This window comes from Streptococcus sp. DTU_2020_1000888_1_SI_GRL_NUU_041A, from assembly GCF_032387735.1.
GTDB classification, from domain to species: domain Bacteria; phylum Bacillota; class Bacilli; order Lactobacillales; family Streptococcaceae; genus Streptococcus; species Streptococcus sanguinis.
The window spans coordinates 1,200,986-1,219,704 of the sequence record NZ_CP135591.1; the positions used below are offsets into that span (position 1 = coordinate 1,200,986).

An 18,719-nucleotide genomic window follows, 5' to 3' on the forward strand; every position below is an offset into this window, starting at 1 on the left:
AAAGATTAGGCATTGTGATGAAGGCCTAATCTTTTTGTCTGATGCTTGTTGTTCGCTGATACACATATTTTTTTGTCAATTTACTATCATTTAGGTTTTCTATGTCAAAAATGAAATAATGATCGCGATTATCTTTAGCATTTTCTTTATTGAGCTTGAAATAGTTTTTAGCAGATTTCGCCATTGCCAACATGATATCATCTGTTAGAAAAGTCAGTGGTGTATCAAGTGCTGAGTAGCGATAGAAGTCACTTTCAAATTTACGGTAATTTTCACTGAAGTAGTCCATCTGTAATTCGTTTTTATAAAAGTCAAGCTGATTCATGGTAGACCTCCTCAACTAATGTGATAGTTATAATATCTTCTAAAGCGATCGCGATATGTCCGTCATTGGTTTTTAGAATGACCTCATTTGTTGATAGGGTCGGAATGGTTCCGATAATATTTTGTAAATCATTTTTCTGTTTTCTAGTCACCTGTATGGTCAATTGATTAGCGTAACTCTGACTGAGTAACATTAATTTTTGATTCAGCGATAGGTCAGAAAGGTAGCTGACTTGCTTAACATCATCTGATAAGGCGGAGGTGTGTTCCGATAAAAAGAACCCCATCCACTTTTGCATGTTAACGTCTTGATAGTCTCTTGCGGATTGAAATGGTAAGTATGATCGGTCAATCATTGTAATCCCTCCAAGCCACCTGCTGAGTGGCCTCCTATTAGTTTACTTCTTGCAATATTCCTGGAACTGTCTAGGAGGGCAGTTCCTTTTTGAACCGCTAAAAAACCGAATTGGTCTCTAATATGGTCAATAGTTTGTTGTAACTTTTCTTCTTTTTCGGTTGCTTCGATATCATCAAATAATGAGATTAAGGTATAGCTTTCATCGACAAATCCTGAGTAATTGACTGCAATACCCCGAACGGCTCCTGACGTGTATTTTTTACGAAAAAGCGTTAATACGGTATCGGTAAGCAGTCGTGTATGATTAGTGGGTTCTATCTTCATTTGAGCGTTAATTGGCTGTTTCATTTCTGTTTTAGAGTAGGTCACAAAGATGGAAACAATAGTAGCTTTCTGATGTTCTCTCCTCATTCGGATGGCAACTTGTTCAGCCATTTCACTAAGGACAATCTCAATATCACGCTGCTTGACATAGTCACGAGGTAGCACCTGAGAGTTGCCAAGCCCGTGTGACTTTGGTTTATAGGGTTGATGAACATTACTCTCGTCAACACCATTGGCATGAAACCACAACTGGACTCCAACCTTCCCAAATTCTTTTTTCAATAGGTCTGGATTGCTATTGGCTAGTTCCTTGATAGAGGCAATTCCTAGTTTGTGAAGGCGTTTTTCTGTTCTAGAACCAATACCCCAAAAATCAGTTAGATGAGGGATTGACCAGACTTTGGTTTCTACATCTTCGTAGGACCAATTGGCACGCATAGTAGGTGTTCGTTTGGCTTCATTGTCTAGAGCAAGTTTGGCCAATAATGGGTTAGCGTTACTCATACCAATGGTAGAATAGATACCAGTCTTTTGCCAGATGTCATGTTGTAGTTTGGCAGAGACTACATCTAATTTTGCCTTTCTATCCATCTGTTTATCACTTACAAAGTAATTGAGCGAGGAGGTTAAATCAATAAACCCTTCATCGATGGAGTAGGGGAGAATATCTTCAGGGGCAGCATAATCTTGGAAAATGTGCTGAATATCAATATTCTTTTCAATATATCTATCCATTCGAGGAGGGACAATAAGCGTTCGCTTAGCCCAATGTTCAATATAGGAAATATAGCGTGGTGATATGTCTAAGCATTGACGTTTGGCATTATAGTGGTCAAATTTTCTTGTGCTGATGTCAAAAGGTAAATCGTAGGCACGTCCAACATTATTTTTACCAAAGACCTTTTTGAACATGGGAGAAGAGGCTAAAATTAAGCCTCCAGCGTTATCAGCACGACTCATGACACAGAGAGAGGTATGGAGGGGATTCAATCCTCTATCCACACATTCAACCGAAGCATAGAATGATTTCATATCAACGAAAGCTATATCAGACTGAGGTTCTCTTGAGTAATCGATATAGCCCATCATCTTATCCTCTTTTAAGCATTTCTAATTCTTCCATCAGTTCCTGAATATGATCAGTAATGTCATACTCTTTGAGATAGGGTGTAAAATAGATACGGTTGTCTCTGAGATAAATCATTTCTTTAATATTGACTGACATATTTAAGCTCCTATAACAGGCATAAAGTGACTTACGACAAGTCCCACGATACGAGGATTGTCTTCATAAGGAATCCATTTATCAGGGTAGTTATCGTTGAGGGATACCATTCTAAAGCCATGTTCTTCTCGATAAAGTTTTTTGATATAGACAGAATCATTCCAAGATAGGGCGTAGACTGCACCATCGTAATCAAAACCACTAGCACGAATAAGGGCTACTTCACCATCAAGATAGATGGGTTCCATAGAGTCTCCTTTAATCCAAGCAGCAATATCATAACCATACTGTTCTTCCTCAGCATAGACGGTCTCTGTATCGTATTCGTCAAAGAGCGATTCTCCAAGACCAGCAGAAAGAGCGATATCAGATAACACTTCTACAGCAAATAGTGGAACAACCTTATCATGTGATTGTTGTGCCTGAAGTAGTCCTTCCGCATACTCATCAACCTTTCCTTGATTTTCCGTAGATAGTTGGAGATAGGTATTCACAATCTTGTATTCCGATTCAAAATAGGTTGTTGGAACATCAAGTATTCTTGCAAGGGCAGAAAGATTTTTTTGATTAGGAACAGATTTACCAGTCTCCCATTTGTTGTATGACGCCCTATTGATTTTTAATAGATTAGCTAGCTCAGATTGGGAATAGTGCTTTTCCATTCTACATTCTTTAAGACGGCTACCAGAAAACATAAGCTAAAACTCCTGTTGCTTTATTATGCAACAATTATATCAAAAATTTTTTAAGATGCAAGAAAAATAGTTAAGAATATTTTGGGTAATATCTGATACAGATTTTTGAAGTTATCAGTAATTCGTGCGAAGTTGATTTAGAATGATAACTAAAATAATAAATTGTTTATGTTATAATGAAAAATAAAGTGAGAAGGTGCAGGTTATCCAATAATGGTAAAGAAATTTAATAAAAAAATTGAAACTGTATATAGAGTATTCTCGGAAGAGAAAGTCTCTTTTGGAGTGTTTCATAAAACATTAATTCATTTACATACTCCAGCTTCGCATGACTATAAGCTTTTTTCTAATTGGACTGATGACGTTAAGTCAAGTTTTTAGAGTAACTAACGTAGAATTTTAATCTATTTATTTTAAGCACTTACCTTTTCAAATTGATTAGGTGTAAGATACCCTAAACTTTGATGGATTCGTTTTGAATTATAAAAGGCTTCGATGTACCAGAAAATACTCTGATAGGCTTCTTCAAAGTTCTTATATTTAAATTGATACACCCACTCTCTTTTTAAATGTCCATGCCAAGATTCAAGACTGGCATTATGATAAGGGTATCCCCTTCGACTGAAAGAGTGAGTCATCCCATAATACTTAAGCAACTCTTCATACTCTAGACTCGTATACTGGGTTCCTTGGTCAGAATGAAGAATAACAGCTTCTGGATAGTCTTGTGATTTAATGGCCTTATTTAAAGTTCTTTGCACTAATTCTACAGTCATTCGCTTGCCCAAATCCCAAGCAATGACTTTTTTAGTATAACGATCCATAATGGTTGAGAGATAAGCCCATCCTTGTTGAGTAGGAATATAAGTAATGTCGGTTGACCAAACCTTATTTTTCTTTGTAGGTTCAGTCTGTATGAGATTTTTTCGATTGATGTGATCACTTAGTGAGTATCCAGGCTTAAATTTCTTAATGACTGCAGACTTGAGTTGAAGTTGCTTCATTAGCTTCTGTACCAGTTTTAACCCGACTTTTTCCCCTTGTTTAAGTAGAAGATGATGAATTTTAGGAGCACCATAGATTCCTCGGTTAGCATTGAAGAGTTGAGAAATTTTGAGTGACAGGTATTGTCTCCTTAATTGAGTTTTAGATGGATGTCGGTTAATCCGTTCATAATAACTTGATTCAGGAACATCAAGGAGTTGACAGCTTAGTCTGACATTGAGTGCTAAAGTTTGTATGGTTTGAGCCATATCCGCAGCACTCACTTCTTTTTCTCGGCGAATATGGTCAATACTTTTTTTAAGATGTCTCGTTCTTCCTTAACTTTAGCCAGTTGTCTTTTTAATTCTAGAAAATCAGCTTTAGAGACGGAGCTTTCATTAGATGTAGAGTAGAGGTCTATCCATTTATAAATTGTTGCAGGGGCCACGTCGTATTCTTTAGACAGCTGGGTGACGGATTGACCAGAATGATAGAAGGCGATAAGGGTTTCTTTAAATTCTTTTGAGTAGCGTTTTTGCATGTTTTTGTCCTTTGTCTAAATTATACAATAGTGACTCTAAGATTTAAGGATAACATCATGAGGATGAATATAAAGCTGCAACAAATGAGCAGTTATATGAACTTTTTTTTAATAACAAAATTGAATTAAAGAAAAGATTTCCTATGGATGAATTAGCTAGTTCTGTAGATGATTCTTTCTTTGTAGATTTTAAAGAATACATAAGTTATTTGTTTTTAGCTGAAAGCATTCTACAGAATGAGTTAGAAATAGTAGTTGTGACAGATCATAATACTACTAAAGGCGTAGAAAAACTGCAGAAAGCAGTATCAATACTTAAGGCAAATAATAGAAATTATAAATATCACCCCCATATTTTGTATGGTGTTGAGATTAGCGCTGCTGATAAGCTCCATATAGTTGGAATATTTGATGATAATAAAAAAGAGGTAGTTAATAAATGGTTGGATGAAAACTTACTCAGTACAGAGGAAGGAAGCTATCAACATTCTTTAACTATAATGAATTTTTTTAATGAAAATAAAATCTTAAATTATATCGCTCATTTTAATACTTCTAATATTTTTACTAAAAAGGCTCAATTGTCAGGTGCTTATAAAAAGTCTTTATTTTCTCCAACACAAATTAAATTTATGGGTGTAAATAAAGCTGAAGTAATTCCTGGCTTATTTAATAAACTATTACGAGACTTTTCTTGTAGACCAAATTTTATATTAGATAATGATTCACATGATATTGACGGATTAGATAAAAATATTATGTGGTTCAAAGGTGGGAAACTATCTTTTCAAATGTTTGAGGAAGCATTACTAGATTATGAAGTATCTGTTAGTTTAGAACAGCCAAAAATTGAGGGAAACTCTTATATTAAAGGAGTCTATGTAGAAAAAAGAAGAGGGAACAGAAGTTTCTTACTAGATAAATCAAAGGAAAAAGATTTTTATATTTCCTTTTCTCCGTCATTGAATTGTTTGATTGGAGGTAGAGGTACAGGTAAGAGCACATTAATTGATATACTTCAATTTGCTTTATCTCAATATTGTGATAAACAAAGTAAGTTGGAATTTATGTGTAACCATGCAAATATTTTTATCTTATACGTTTTGGATAATGTGGAATATATTATCGAGGTAAGTTTACCAGAAGTACTTCAAGAGAATAAGGATAATATTTTACAATATTATGGTCAAAATCTCGAAGATAAATTTTCGTATCATTATATTTATAATTCTCTCTCAATCAGAGAGTGGACAAGATCGCAATATACTAATGTTTATAAAGTAGAAAGTGGGAAATTCAAATCAATCGATAAAAACAAAGTTTTAGATAAAATGTTTGATAGAAGGTATTCAGTTAATGAATTAGTTCGAACAGCGGATGGAGAGAAAATTACAGAATTTATTTCTGATTTGATGCTGAAAAATAAAAATTTACCAAATCCTAATTATGGGCTACGAACTCAGAAACTAGAATCATTTGTAGCCAAATTGAATGAACTTGATGAATATAGAAAACAACGAAAAGAATCGATACTTGAAATAATAGATGATTTTAATAAGACTCAAGTTGGAAAGCTAAGAATTTGTTATGAACAAGTTGATAGTTGGGAAGAGCTACGCTTGGAGAGTGTGTTATTTGATAGTGATTCTCTTCTAAGTTCTTCATTTGATATGACGTTAAGTCAAGTTTTTAGAGTAACTAACGTAGAATTTTAATCTATTTATTTTAAGCACTTACCTTTTCAAATTGATTAGGTGTAAGATACCCTAAACTTTGATGGATTCGTTTTGAATTATAAAAGGCTTCGATGTACCAGAAAATACTCTGATAGGCTTCTTCAAAGTTCTTATATTTAAATTGATACACCCACTCTCTTTTTAAATGTCCATGCCAAGATTCAAGACTGGCATTATGATAAGGGTATCCCCTTCGACTGAAAGAGTGAGTCATCCCATAATACTTAAGCAACTCTTCATACTCTAGACTCGTATACTGGGTTCCTTGGTCAGAATGAAGAATAACAGCTTCTGGATAGTCTTGTGATTTAATGGCCTTATTTAAAGTTCTTTGCACTAATTCTACAGTCATTCGCTTGCCCAAATCCCAAGCAATGACTTTTTTAGTATAACGATCCATAATGGTTGAGAGATAAGCCCATCCTTGTTGAGTAGGAATATAAGTAATGTCGGTTGACCAAACCTTATTTTTCTTTGTAGGTTCAGTCTGTATGAGATTTTTTCGATTGATGTGATCACTTAGTGAGTATCCAGGCTTAAATTTCTTAATGACTGCAGACTTGAGTTGAAGTTGCTTCATTAGCTTCTGTACCAGTTTTAACCCGACTTTTTCCCCTTGTTTAAGTAGAAGATGATGAATTTTAGGAGCACCATAGATTCCTCGGTTAGCATTGAAGAGTTGAGAAATTTTGAGTGACAGGTATTGTCTCCTTAATTGAGTTTTAGATGGATGTCGGTTAATCCGTTCATAATAACTTGATTCAGGAACATCAAGGAGTTGACAGCTTAGTCTGACATTGAGTGCTAAAGTTTGTATGGTTTGAGCCATATCCGCAGCACTCACTTCTTTTTCTCGGCGAATATGGTCAATACTTTTTTTAAGATGTCTCGTTCTTCCTTAACTTTAGCCAGTTGTCTTTTTAATTCTAGAAAATCAGCTTTAGAGACGGAGCTTTCATTAGATGTAGAGTAGAGGTCTATCCATTTATAAATTGTTGCAGGGGCCACGTCGTATTCTTTAGACAGCTGGGTGACGGATTGACCAGAATGATAGAAGGCGATAAGGGTTTCTTTAAATTCTTTTGAGTAGCGTTTTTGCATGTTTTTGTCCTTTGTCTAAATTATACAATAGTGACTCTAAGATTTAAGGATAACATCAATAATTTTAGAATAAGTAAACAAGATGTAGTTGATATTTTCTATCTTGCTTATAAAGAATTAGGAATAAAGAATTTTGTTGAATGTATAATAAAAGAAAGCCTTGGTCAAAAATATTTTAATCTTTTAAAAACGATATCAAACGATAATTTCTTGCAAAGAACTAATCAATGGGAAAATTTTAAAGAAATTAATGATAGCAATATCAAATATTTAAAATCAAGTATGTATTCTTTGATTAAGAATAATCGTTTATTATCTGAGTTAAAAAGAGTTTTACACGAACATGTAGCAAATGAAAAATTATTTTTAGAGTTTAACATTAATTCAAAGGAAAGCTCAAAACAACTTAATATTCTTTACAAAGAAGTCAGTGTACTAAGTTTAGGGCAAAAAGTAGTAGCGATGCTTGATTTTATATTAGCATATAGTGATTATTCTAAAGATTTCAGACCATTAATTATTGATCAGCCTGAGGATAACTTAGATAACCGTTATATATACAGTCACCTAGTTCAACAATTTAGAAAAGCTAAAATTCAAAGGCAAATTATTTTAGCAACGCATAATGCTACAATTGTGACAAATTCTATGACAGATCAAGTAGTAATTATGGAGTCAGATGGAACACATGCTTGGATTGAAGCGAGAGGATACGTAAGCGAAAGATTTATAAAGAATCACATCATCAATCAGCTAGAGGGAGGAAAAGAATCATTTAAACATAAGATGTCTATATACGAGACTGTACTTTCTGAATAGACATAACGGAGGAATTAGGAAATGGCTTAGAGTTACGTTGTTAAGAAATGTTGCTTCTAAGTCATTTTATATTATTCAATTTTGTTAGAGAAATTTTAACAATCGAGTTTTTACCATTCTTTTTGTAATGTGATAACTTTTCCAAATTATCCTTGTTATCCTTATATCAATCCTAAGAAAATCAAACTTTGATTTTCTACTGGGGGTTTGGGGGGCGAAGCCACCAAGTTATCTTATCGTTGGCTGTCAAAACAGAAAGGTTTTGGTCGGCTGGCGATATGATTTTTTGGGTATTGTGACCACAATGCCTGAGCTCGCAAAGACCGAACAAGAAGAGAGTGAGGTCTTTAGGAAGCGTACTGACAATGTGAGGCAGCCTGACACTGTCAGACAAGTATAATGTTGAAAGGATAGTAGGATGGGACAAGAAATTAAGTTAATCCGTAAGCAATTTAGGATCACGAGACAAGAAGAAAAACAGATAAAAGAAATGATGAGGGAACAAAAACTGGATAGTTTCTCAGAATTTCTTCGTCAAAATTTGTTGAAAAAGAATTATCAGGATAGAATTTTTGAAAGTTGGTTTTCCCTTTGGCAATCTCAAAAGTTTGAACAAATTAGTCGAGATGTGCATGAAGTTCTAGTTGTCGCAAGAGAAAATCACCAAGTGACTCAAGAACACGTTTCAATCTTACTGACATGCGTTCAAGAATTGATTGCGGAAGTCAATCAAGTACAGCCGCTCAGTCGTGGATTTCGTGAAAAATACATGAGATAGGAGGCTACTATGGTTTATCGTTATCGTACCAATCTCAAAAAAGTATTTCTAACAGATTCAGAGTTACATCAATTGAATGAGCGAATCGACAAGAGTCACTGTCAAAATTTTTCAGTCTATGCCAGAAAAGTGTTGTTGAATCCCAATATGTCATTTGTCACCATTAACACGGATACCTATGACCAGTTAGTATTTGAATTGAGACGGATTGGAAATAACATTAATCAAATTGCGCGTGCAATCAATCAAAGCCATTTGATTTCTCAGGAACAGTTACAAGAATTGAGTAAGGGAGTTAGTGAGTTAATTACTGGCGTAGAGAAAGAATTTCAAGTGGAAGTGAAAAGATTGAAGGAGCTCTATGGTAGTCACTAAACACTTTGCGACACACGGAAAAAAATATCGTAGGCGTTTAATTAAGTATATTCTCAATCCTGATAAAACGGACAATTTGAAATTGGTATCTGATTTTGGCATGAGCAATTATTTAGACTTCCCTAGCTATGAAGAAATGGTAGAAATGTACAATGTCAACTTTACCAATAACGACAAGTTGTACGAATCCAGAAATGACCGACAAGAAAAACATCAACAAAATATCCATGCCCATCACCTCATTCAATCATTTTCTCCTGAAGATAATCTGACACCTGAAGAAATTAACCGCATTGGTTATGAGACCATGATGGAATTAACAGGGGGCCGTTTTCGTTTCATCGTGGCAACTCATACAGACAATGATCATGTTCATAATCACATCCTAATCAACGCCATTGACCGTAATTCAGATAAAAAGTTGATATGGAATTATGCCTTGGAACGAAACCTTCGTATGATTTCAGATCGTATTTCTAAAGTGGCTGGAGCGAAAATTATTGAAAAACGTTTCTCCTACCGTGACTATCAAAAATATAGGCAGTCTAGTCATAAATTTGAATTGAAGCAACGCCTTTATTTTTTGATGCAGCACTCAAAGTCCTTTGATGATTTTTTAGAAAAAGCGGTGCAGTTACATGTTCATATTGATTTTAGTCAGAAGCATAGTCGATTCATGATGACGGATAGAGCAATGACAAAACCAATTCGAGGACGCCAACTCAGCAAACGAGATTTATATGATGAAGAATTTTTTCGTACACATTTTGCCAAGCAAGAGATTGAAAGTCGTTTAGAATTTTTGTTGAACCGTGTCAATTCTTTAGAAGAGTTACTAACAAAAGCAAAAGAATTGAATCTAACCATTGACTTAAAACAAAAAAATGTAATCTTTATACTTGAAGAAAATGGAAAGCAATTCAGTCTGAGTCATAAAAAAATAAGTGATAAGAAATTATATGATGTCAATTTTTTTCAAGATTATTTTAAAAATAAGGAAGTCGGTGATTCAGAAGGCTTAGAGAATTTACAGGAGCAGTACCATGCTTTTCAAGAAGAACGTGATAAGGAGAAGGTAGCCACTGAAGAAATTGAGGAAGCCTTTGAGGAATTTAAGAAGAAGCGAGATGCCGTTCACGAATTTGAAGTGGAACTTGCAGGACACCAAATAGAGAAGTTAGTTGATGAGGGCGTTTATATCAAGGTGTCTTTTGGTGTAAAGCAGAGCGGTTTTATTTTCATTCCTAACTATCAATTAGATATTCTTGAAGAAGAGAATCAGACAAAATATAAAGTCTATATCCGTGAGACAACCTCATACTTTATCTATAACAAAGAACATTCGGATAAGAATCAGTATATAAAAGGACGAACCTTGATTAGACAGCTAACCAACGATAGTCGAGCAATACCATACAGACGACCGACTGTTGAAAGACTTCAAGAAAAGATTTCTGAGATTAACCTCTTGATTGAGTTAACAGAGACAGACAAAAAATACCAGGTCATCAAAGACGAACTGGTCGCAGAAATAGCAGAGATAGACATCAAACTGACTCAAATAAATGAAAAAATCGCCACCTTAAACAAGATGGCGGAAGTGTTTATTAATCATAAAAGTATAGATAAGAGTAGTAGGAAGTTAGTAAGATATGAATTATCAAAACTAAATATTCCCGAGAATGTAACTTTAAAGAATATAGAATATGAGGTTGCAAAATTAAATAAACAACTAATTCAGCAAATTGATCTATATGAAAAATCAGTTAGAAAACTGGAAATTTATTTAAAACAATTTGATATAAATAAACATCGAATTTCTAGAGATAAAATTGAAATTGAATTTTAAAGGATTTGAGTACATATTACGACTAATAGAAAAACTTGATATATAAGGGATTTATTGATGCAAAGATACTAATTACTGATACAGTTATTAAAACGACTAAAGTAATTGGAGTGAAATCGGGTGAAGTTGTGTTAGAAACGAAAGAAGAAGTAGAAGAAATACCTCAACCATTTGACACAATACCGTTATTTTTTTAGATGAGATTAATTCTTTGTTTTCCAAAGACACATCATGTTGAGGCGGTAAGTTTGCTAGTCAAGGAGTAAAACGACGAAGATTAGCATTTACTTCCGCCCATGCGATAGCTGTCCGTGATTGACAAGTGCTAGCACGCAGACAGAACGGAGATAGCGAACCGCTGAGTGTGTCGCTCTGCTCGTAAAAGCTTAGAAACCTTTGAACGAAAGGGATAATGAAAGCCTTGATTGCAAGGCTTTTTGCTTTATGGTGGGTAAGTATCAGAGTGAGAAAATTTTTGGAATGAGTAGAAGTGATAGCTAGAAATTATCAGTTTCTATTTCCATTTACCCTGTGGGTACGTGTTTGTTTCCATTGACAAGGAGTTTGTGGGAATAGAAATGTACCCACCTTGTTTGAATCAAGTGAAGTGTAGTTGAAGGAAATCTGTTGAAAGCAATACTTCATTTTACCGAATAAGTAATAATTTAGGCAACTTCAAATCGATTAAAAAAAACTATTTTAAAGGTTAAGAGTAGACAAAAATTGTCCACTCTTTTTTGCAAACTCAATTTATCAATAAATGAAATGAGGGAATGTAAAATGAAATATTTTGAGGTTGAGTTAGAAAATCCTGATGAATTTTTAAAACTACAAACAGAAGATTTTGTGAAAGCTAATCGCTTGCTACTAAGGAAGATAATCCAGAGCGTTACAGTCTATGAAGAAAACTTCGTCATATCCTTTAAATCTGGCATCGAATTGGAAGTATGAGTCTCATTCCATAACTTTTATATTGAACATATCATCTTGTTGTGTTATACTATAAATTGATATAAACAAAGATGTAGGAGGAACCGAAACTATGACAGCCTCAATGCGTTTAAGATAAGCTGGCAATAAAAAAAGCAGAATCTATACCCGATGATAGGCTTTTTTGTTGTGCTTATTTATACGATATTGAGCATTCATTAGTTACGGTGAGGATATTGGTTATTTAACTATACCTTTATTTAACTATGTCTTTAATATGAATGTTTCCAAATTGTATGTATGCAGACCAAAAGCCACATTGTGGGGTTTGGCCTGCATTTTTTATTGCCTAGAATGCTATTCAAAATAGAAATTCAAGCAAAATAATATGCAGGAGATAATATAAATGGAAAAATACAACAATTGGAAACGAAAATTTTATGCAATATGGGCAGGGCAAGCAGTATCATTAATCACTAGTGCCATCCTGCAAATGGCGATTATTTTTTACCTTACAGAAAAAACAGGATCTGCGATGGTCTTGTCTATGGCTTCATTAGTAGGTTTTTTACCCTATGCGATTTTGGGACCTGCCATTGGTGTGCTAGTGGATCGTCATGATAGGAAGAAGATAATGATTGGTGCCGATTTAATTATCGCAGCAGCTGGTGCAGTGCTTGCTATTGTTGCATTCTGTATGGAGCTACCTGTCTGGATGATTATGATAGTATTGTTTATCCGTAGCATTGGAACAGCTTTTCATACCCCAGCACTCAATGCGGTTACACCACTTTTAGTACCAGAAGAACAGCTAACGAAATGCGCAGGCTATAGTCAGTCTTTGCAGTCTATAAGCTATATTGTTAGTCCGGCAGTTGCAGCACTCTTATACTCCGTTTGGGATTTAAATGCTATTATTGCCATCGACGTATTGGGTGCTGTGATTGCATCTATTACGGTAGCAATTGTACGTATACCTAAGCTGGGTAATCAAGTGCAAAGTTTAGAACCAAATTTCATAAGGGAGATGAAAGAAGGAGTTGTGGTTCTGAGACAAAACAAAGGATTGTTTGCCTTATTACTCTTAGGAACACTATATACTTTTGTTTATATGCCAATCAATGCACTATTTCCTTTAATAAGCATGGAACACTTTAATGGAACGCCTGTGCATATTTCTATTACGGAAATTTCCTTTGCATTTGGGATGCTAGCAGGAGGCTTATTATTAGGAAGATTAGGGGGCTTCGAAAAGCATGTATTACTAATAACAAGTTCATTTTTTATAATGGGGACCAGTTTAGCCGTTTCGGGAATACTTCCTCCAAATGGATTTGTAATATTCGTAGTTTGCTGTGCAATAATGGGGCTTTCGGTGCCATTTTATAGCGGTGTGCAAACAGCTCTTTTTCAGGAGAAAATTAAGCCTGAATATTTAGGACGTGTATTTTCTTTGATCGGAAGTATCATGTCACTTGCTATGCCAATTGGGTTAATTCTTTCTGGATTCTTTGCTGATAAAATCGGTGTAAATCATTGGTTTTTACTATCAGGTATTTTAATTATTGGCATTGCTATAGTTTGCCAAATGATAACTGAGGTTAGAAAATTAGATTTAAAATAAACAATATTGGAGGAATATTTATGTATCTTATTTTCATGTAACTCTTCCTGCTAAAATCGCAGGGTTTTCCCTGCATACAAGCAAATGAAAGCATGCGATTATAGACAGGAGGAAATGTTATGGAATTAATATTAAAAGCAAAAGACATTCGTGTGGAATTCAAAGGACGCGATGTTTTAGATATAAATGAATTAGAAGTATATGATTATGACCGTATTGGTTTAGTAGGAGCAAATGGTGCTGGAAAAAGCACTTTACTCAGGGTACTTTTAGGAGAATTAACTCCCCCAGGATGTAAAATGAATCGTCTGGGTGAACTTGCCTATATTCCCCAGTTGGACGAAGTAACTCTGCAGGAGGAAAAAGATTTTGCACTTGTAGGCAAGCTAGGTGTTGAGCAATTAAATATACAGACTATGAGCGGTGGTGAAGAAACAAGGCTTAAAATAGCACAGGCCTTATCGGCACAGGTTCATGGTATTTTAGCGGATGAACCTACGAGCCATTTAGACCGTGAAGGAATTGATTTTCTAATAGGACAGCTAAAATATTTTACAGGTGCACTGTTAGTTATTAGCCATGACCGCTATTTTCTTGATGAAATAGTAGATAAAATATGGGAACTGAAAGATGGCAAAATCACTGAGTATTGGGGAAACTATTCTGATTATCTTCGTCAGAAAGAGGAAGAACGTAAGAGCCAAGCTGCAGAATACGAACAATTTATTGCGGAACGTGCCCGATTGGAAAGGGCTGCGGAGGAAAAGCGAAAACAGGCTCGTAAAATAGAACAGAAGGCAAAAGGTTCTTCAAAGAAAAAAAGTACTGAAGACGGAGGGCGTTTAGCTCATCAAAAATCAATAGGAAGTAAGGAAAAAAAGATGTATAATGCTGCTAAAACCCTAGAGCACAGGATTGCGGCCTTAGGAAAAGTAGAAGCTCCGGAAGGCATTCGCAGAATTCGTTTCAGGCAAAGTAAAGCATTGGAGCTCCATAATCCATACCCTATAGTCGGTGCAGAAATTAATAAAGTATTTGGGGATAAGGCTCTGTTTGAAAATGCATCTTTTCAAATTCCGTTAGGAGCAAAAGTGGCGTTAACTGGTGGTAATGGAATCGGAAAAACAACTTTAATCCAAATGATCTTAAACCATGAAGAAGGAATTTCTATTTCGCCTAAGGCAAAAATAGGTTACTTTGCACAGAATGGTTACAAGTACAACAGTAATCAGAATGTTATGGAGTTTATGCAGAAGGATTGTGACTACAATATATCAGAAATTCGTTCAGTGCTAGCATCTATGGGGTTCAAACAGAACGATATTGGAAAAAGTTTATCTGTTTTAAGCGGTGGAGAAATTATAAAATTGTTGCTTGCTAAAATGCTCATGGGTAGATATAACATCCTAATAATGGATGAACCCAGTAACTTCCTTGACATACCAAGTTTAGAGGCTTTGGAAATACTAATGAAGGAGTACACCGGAACTATCGTGTTTATCACCCACGATAAACGATTACTCGAAAATGTAGCAGATGTAGTTTATGAAATTAGAGATAAGAAAATAAATCTGAAACATTAAATTTAAGGTAGTCGCTGGTCAGTATAGTCTGTTCTGGTTGGCGACTCCATTGTTAAAGAGTATAAAGACTTTAGATTTTATGAATATTAAAAATAGGAACAGTCAATTGAACTGCTCCTATTTTTCTGCTAAATATATTGTAGTTTTCTTATATGTATAATGATAGATTAGCGGATTCTCATCTACGGTACTTACTTCAAATATGAAGAAGTGATCGCGGTTATCTCTGGACTTTTCCTTATTGAGGACAAAGTAATTCTTACGTGAAGTCGCCATTGTTTTTAGGATATCATCAGTTAGGAAGGTCAATGGAATATTCATGTTAGAGTAGCGGTAGAAGTCACGTTCAAAATCTTGGTAGCTCTCGCTATAATAGTCCATTTGTAGGTGATTACGCTGAAACTCAAGCTGATTCATAGAGCACCTCCTCGACAAGTTCAATACTAATAATGTCTTTTAATTTCAAATTGATGTGACCTGTTGTAGTTTTTATCAAAATGAAATCTTTGGTCAGACTTGGTATTGTTCCAGTGTAGGAAACACGCTTGTTTTTTTCAATCACTTGAATGCGTGTGCGTAGCTGCCCGGCGTATACTTGACTGAGGAGTAATAATTTCTTCTCTAGTGATAAGTCAGACATGTACGTTACTTTGTTTGTATCATCAGAGAGTGCTGATGCATGTTCAGATAGGAAAAAGCCCATCCATTTTTGCATCTTTGTATCCTGGTACTCTCTTGCTGATTGAAATGGTAAATATGAACGGTCAATCATATCAAATCCTTTCTATGCAGAGGCAAGGGTATTTTTATCAAATTGAATCGTAAAACCTTGAATTCCCCCACCTGTGTAACATTCTTTAAAGCGATTGATTACCTCAGTATAGATTATCACAGATGAGCTTGTTGGCTTAATGCTAAATGTAAATTCCAATGGTAATCGGTTTTCAGATTTAGCATGTACTAGTCGTATCGATATTTCAGTTGTTTTGAGTTTTCTCTGACGAAGTTTTGAAGTTGCTGTTTCAACGATTCCATGTAAAAATCTTTCAAGCATTTCAATATCATTACATCCTTTGCTACGGATTTCTGAAAATTGTACTGTATTTTTTTCTTGTTTCATTTTAATCCCTCCAATCCACCCGCGGAATGACCACCGATAAGTTTACTGCGTTCAATATTTCTGGAACCTTCAGTTAGGACGGTTCCTTTTTGTATGGCTAAAAAACCAAACTGTTCTCTGACAACATCAATAGCTGTCTGAAGTCTATTATCTTTTTCAATTTGTTCTACATCATCAAAGAGTGATAGTAGAGTATAGCTTTCATCTACGAAGCCACTATAAGATACACCAATTTGTCTCACTGCACCAGAGGTGTATTTTTTCGGAATAATACAAGTACATGACTCACCATTGTTTTGGGGAGATTTGCGGGTTCAATTTTATTCTGAGCATTTATAGATTTTTTCATCTCAGTCCTAGAATAGCCAATATGAATAGAAACGACAGTAGTCAATACTAGGGCTACTGTTCCGTTCCACAGTATCATTTAAAAATCATTTTCACACCCTTTCGTCTATTAGTATAGAAGAAAGCTCTCAGCACATGTGGAGGTTGTAGGACTGCTGGTGAAAGAGGGATAAACCCAACCGTTTCAGGGTTTACAAAAGACTTGAAATCAAACCTTTCTTGCTTTTTGGGGAGAAGTATCAGTTTGATAGTCTGAAGTGAGCTAGTAGCACTGCTAGTGATTATCTTAGAAATCTAATCCCACATACGCAGTGGGGGTGCAAAATCTATTTACAGAAAAGTGTCTCTGGGAATAGATTTGCACCCCTTTTTTTGCGTGCGGATTATCCTGTGGGGACTCATGGGTGTTAACTAGCGTAGTAACAATGGACCATTAGAAGTCAGTCGAAGACATAGTAGTGATGACGTTTCTGTAATGGAAGTGTAGCTAAGGGCTGAATAATTAAGTTAGTATCTATCCATGCAGTTTTGTCTGCCCTAACACATGGTCTGAAACAGCAGTACTCGCCTAACGTATGATGAAAGAGGCTATTTACAAATATAGGACGACACAAACAGAACGAAATCGAAAAAGATAGATGTGGAGGAAATTTTTACATGCCAAAGTTTAATTGAACCACCGTATACCTAACAGCACGTACGGTGGTGAGAGAGGTTAGAAACTATCTTCTACTCGATTGTACTGATGTCTGATAAATAATTTGGATCGCTGTAAATCTTTTCTCTTGACTAAAATCCTAAATCGTACTATAATGCTTTTAATGTCCGAAATCGAATTTTGAAAAAGAGGTATCCAATATGACATTTAAAGAAGAAAGCTACCAATTAATCAATGCCTTAGTTGCTATAGTCGAAACTTATTTTAAGATTGCCAAGTTATCTGATGTGCCTGAAAATCTTTTCTGGTTACTGGCTGGTTTGAGTGATAAGGGTTTTCACACCCAGAAAGAAATTCATGAGACTTGGGGTCTGCCCAAGACAACTGTTAACAGCTTGGTGAAGAAATTAGAAGGTCAAGGCTACTTGGAACTGATAGCCATTTCAGGTCGTAAACGAGAATTGCAGATTAGTCTGACAGAGGCTGGTCAAACTTACACCGATGAAGTCCTCTCCTTGATGTCAGAGGTGGAGAGAGAGGTGTTGAAGCGAGTAAAGGCTGAATTGCCAGCTCATTTTATCCGAGACATGATGACCTACAGTCGTATTGTTCAAGAGACAGTAGCCAGCCATAAAGAAAGGAGAGGAGTTGCCCATGAAGACAGCCACTAAAAATAATTTTTCAGACCAGACCATCAGGTGTCTAGTCAAGTCTCACTTTCCCCAAGCCATATTGAGCAAGATTGAACGGATTGTTGGTGGGACCTTTAATACGGTTTACTTGCTAGAAGGTAGTGGTTTGCCTGATGCCAGTATCATGCTAAAGACCGGACCTCATCGTGATGTTGAAGTACCCAAGCATGAGGCGGATAATCTCAAGACAGAAATTTATACCTATCAACTACTAGAAAATCAGAATATACAAGTACCTAGAATTTATGCCCATGATTTTAGTCATAGCATTATCCCCCACGATTTTTTCTTCATGGAAAAAATATCAGGAAAGACCTGGTATGAGATTAGCCCTAAGAAGACGCCCCAGCTCATGTATGAACTAGGACGGCAAACGGCTGAGATGCACAAGACCAAAGGTAGCTGGTTTGGAACCATCAATGATGAGACAGATGAGCGGTTTGACACTTGGTCACAGGCCTTTCAGCATAAAATTGAAACCTTGTTGAAAGAGGTGGAGGCAAGAGGAAGTACGCTTCCTATTGCAGAAATCCGTCATCAGATTGCGCTTAGAAAAGACCTTCTTGATGAGGTCAAGACACCTCGACTGGTCAATTTTGACCTCTGGGCAGGTAATGTCTTTCTGGAAAAAGGCTCAGATTGGCAGATTTAAGGC

General features: G+C 35.6%; 20 protein-coding genes and 1 pseudogene. 10 read left to right on the forward strand and 11 right to left on the reverse strand.

Annotated elements, in window-relative coordinates:
- Positions 1-25: 25 nt before the first annotated feature.
- From RSK81_RS05795 to RSK81_RS05820, 6 genes are all read right to left on the reverse strand, one after another.
- Positions 26-325: a DUF5960 family protein gene (locus RSK81_RS05795; protein ID WP_001072431.1), complete on the reverse strand. Its 300-nt coding sequence runs from the start codon at positions 323-325 to the stop codon at positions 26-28.
- The gene (locus RSK81_RS05800; RefSeq protein ID WP_000567221.1) at positions 312-680 is read right to left on the reverse strand and encodes a hypothetical protein; all 369 of its coding nucleotides are present in this window, start codon (positions 678-680) and stop codon (positions 312-314) included. Before RSK81_RS05800 ends, RSK81_RS05795 begins: the two co-directional genes overlap by 14 nt.
- Positions 677-2,092: a Y-family DNA polymerase gene (locus tag RSK81_RS05805; RefSeq protein WP_001840572.1), complete on the reverse strand. Its 1,416-nt coding sequence runs from the start codon at positions 2,090-2,092 to the stop codon at positions 677-679. The genes RSK81_RS05800 and RSK81_RS05805 overlap by 4 nt, the downstream gene beginning before the upstream one ends.
- A 4-nt stretch (positions 2,093-2,096) precedes the next feature.
- Entirely contained in the window at positions 2,097-2,231 is a 135-nt protein-coding gene (locus tag RSK81_RS05810; RefSeq protein WP_000115706.1) for a hypothetical protein, read from the reverse strand.
- 2 nt (positions 2,232-2,233) lie between these two features.
- Positions 2,234-2,926, reverse strand: coding sequence for a helix-turn-helix domain-containing protein (locus RSK81_RS05815; protein ID WP_000491222.1), 693 nt, complete (start codon positions 2,924-2,926; stop codon positions 2,234-2,236).
- A gap of 413 nt (positions 2,927-3,339) precedes the next feature.
- A protein-coding gene (locus RSK81_RS05820) for an IS3-like element IS981 family transposase (protein ID WP_106083840.1) occupies positions 3,340-4,451 on the reverse strand; the annotation gives its coding sequence in 2 pieces (ribosomal slippage) (positions 3,340-4,235 and positions 4,235-4,451; 1,113 coding nt in all).
- Between the two features lie 74 nt (positions 4,452-4,525).
- Between RSK81_RS05820 and RSK81_RS05825 the strand changes: the two are divergent.
- A pseudogene (locus RSK81_RS05825) lies at positions 4,526-6,166 on the forward strand (Spaf_1101 family AAA-like ATPase); the annotation flags it as partial.
- 10 nt (positions 6,167-6,176) lie between these two features.
- On the opposite strand, the gene RSK81_RS05830 reads toward RSK81_RS05825, so the two are convergent.
- A protein-coding gene (locus RSK81_RS05830; RefSeq protein ID WP_106083840.1) for an IS3-like element IS981 family transposase occupies positions 6,177-7,288 on the reverse strand; the annotation gives its coding sequence in 2 pieces (ribosomal slippage) (positions 6,177-7,072 and positions 7,072-7,288; 1,113 coding nt in all).
- Between the two features lie 30 nt (positions 7,289-7,318).
- Here RSK81_RS05830 and RSK81_RS05835 point away from each other — a divergent pair.
- The 7 genes from RSK81_RS05835 (at position 7,319) to msr(D) (ending at position 15,246) form a co-directional block, all read left to right on the forward strand.
- Positions 7,319-8,107: an AAA family ATPase gene (locus RSK81_RS05835; RefSeq protein ID WP_002921310.1), complete on the forward strand. Its 789-nt coding sequence runs from the start codon at positions 7,319-7,321 to the stop codon at positions 8,105-8,107.
- A 418-nt stretch (positions 8,108-8,525) separates the two neighbouring features.
- Complete coding sequence (locus RSK81_RS05840; RefSeq protein WP_000529539.1) at positions 8,526-8,885, forward strand: SAG1252 family conjugative relaxosome accessory protein; 360 nt, start codon at positions 8,526-8,528, stop codon at positions 8,883-8,885.
- Positions 8,886-8,894: 9 nt separating this feature from the next.
- Positions 8,895-9,260 (forward strand): plasmid mobilization relaxosome protein MobC, encoded by a 366-nt coding sequence (mobC, locus tag RSK81_RS05845; protein ID WP_000263053.1) that lies wholly within the window; start codon positions 8,895-8,897, stop codon positions 9,258-9,260.
- Positions 9,247-11,109 (forward strand): SAG1250 family conjugative relaxase, encoded by a 1,863-nt coding sequence (locus RSK81_RS05850; RefSeq protein ID WP_000261800.1) that lies wholly within the window; start codon positions 9,247-9,249, stop codon positions 11,107-11,109. The genes mobC and RSK81_RS05850 overlap by 14 nt, the downstream gene beginning before the upstream one ends.
- Positions 11,110-11,889: 780 nt before the next feature.
- Positions 11,890-12,060 carry a hypothetical protein gene (locus RSK81_RS05855; RefSeq protein WP_000873143.1) on the forward strand — a complete coding sequence of 57 codons (171 nt, stop codon included), beginning with the start codon at positions 11,890-11,892 and terminating at the stop codon, positions 12,058-12,060.
- Between the two features lie 385 nt (positions 12,061-12,445).
- On the forward strand, positions 12,446-13,663 hold the full coding sequence (gene mef(A) / locus RSK81_RS05860) for a macrolide efflux MFS transporter Mef(A) (protein ID WP_000417519.1): 1,218 nt from the start codon (positions 12,446-12,448) through the stop codon (positions 13,661-13,663).
- 119 nt (positions 13,664-13,782) lie between these two features.
- Positions 13,783-15,246 carry an ABC-F type ribosomal protection protein Msr(D) gene (gene msr(D) / locus RSK81_RS05865; protein WP_000420313.1) on the forward strand — a complete coding sequence of 488 codons (1,464 nt, stop codon included), beginning with the start codon at positions 13,783-13,785 and terminating at the stop codon, positions 15,244-15,246.
- Positions 15,247-15,363: 117 nt separating this feature from the next.
- On the opposite strand, the gene RSK81_RS05870 is transcribed toward msr(D), so the two are convergent.
- The 4 genes from RSK81_RS05870 to RSK81_RS05885 are packed head-to-tail and all read right to left on the reverse strand — an operon-like array spanning position 15,364 to position 16,608.
- The gene (locus RSK81_RS05870; protein WP_001072467.1) at positions 15,364-15,663 is read right to left on the reverse strand and encodes a DUF5960 family protein; all 300 of its coding nucleotides are present in this window, start codon (positions 15,661-15,663) and stop codon (positions 15,364-15,366) included.
- A complete protein-coding gene (locus RSK81_RS05875; protein ID WP_000567222.1) occupies positions 15,650-16,018 on the reverse strand; it encodes a hypothetical protein in 369 nt (122 codons plus the stop codon). The genes RSK81_RS05870 and RSK81_RS05875 overlap by 14 nt, the downstream gene beginning before the upstream one ends.
- A 12-nt stretch (positions 16,019-16,030) precedes the next feature.
- On the reverse strand, positions 16,031-16,366 hold the full coding sequence (locus RSK81_RS05880; protein WP_000806926.1) for a hypothetical protein: 336 nt from the start codon (positions 16,364-16,366) through the stop codon (positions 16,031-16,033).
- The gene (locus RSK81_RS05885; RefSeq protein ID WP_001813542.1) at positions 16,363-16,608 is read right to left on the reverse strand and encodes a hypothetical protein; all 246 of its coding nucleotides are present in this window, start codon (positions 16,606-16,608) and stop codon (positions 16,363-16,365) included. The genes RSK81_RS05880 and RSK81_RS05885 overlap by 4 nt, the downstream gene beginning before the upstream one ends.
- Before the next feature lie 964 nt (positions 16,609-17,572).
- Here RSK81_RS05885 and RSK81_RS05890 point away from each other — a divergent pair.
- On the forward strand, positions 17,573-18,043 hold the full coding sequence (locus tag RSK81_RS05890; protein ID WP_315687712.1) for a MarR family winged helix-turn-helix transcriptional regulator: 471 nt from the start codon (positions 17,573-17,575) through the stop codon (positions 18,041-18,043).
- On the forward strand, positions 18,027-18,716 hold the full coding sequence (locus RSK81_RS05895) for a phosphotransferase family protein (protein ID WP_229422212.1): 690 nt from the start codon (positions 18,027-18,029) through the stop codon (positions 18,714-18,716). The genes RSK81_RS05890 and RSK81_RS05895 overlap by 17 nt, the downstream gene beginning before the upstream one ends.
- Positions 18,717-18,719 lie beyond the last annotated feature (3 nt).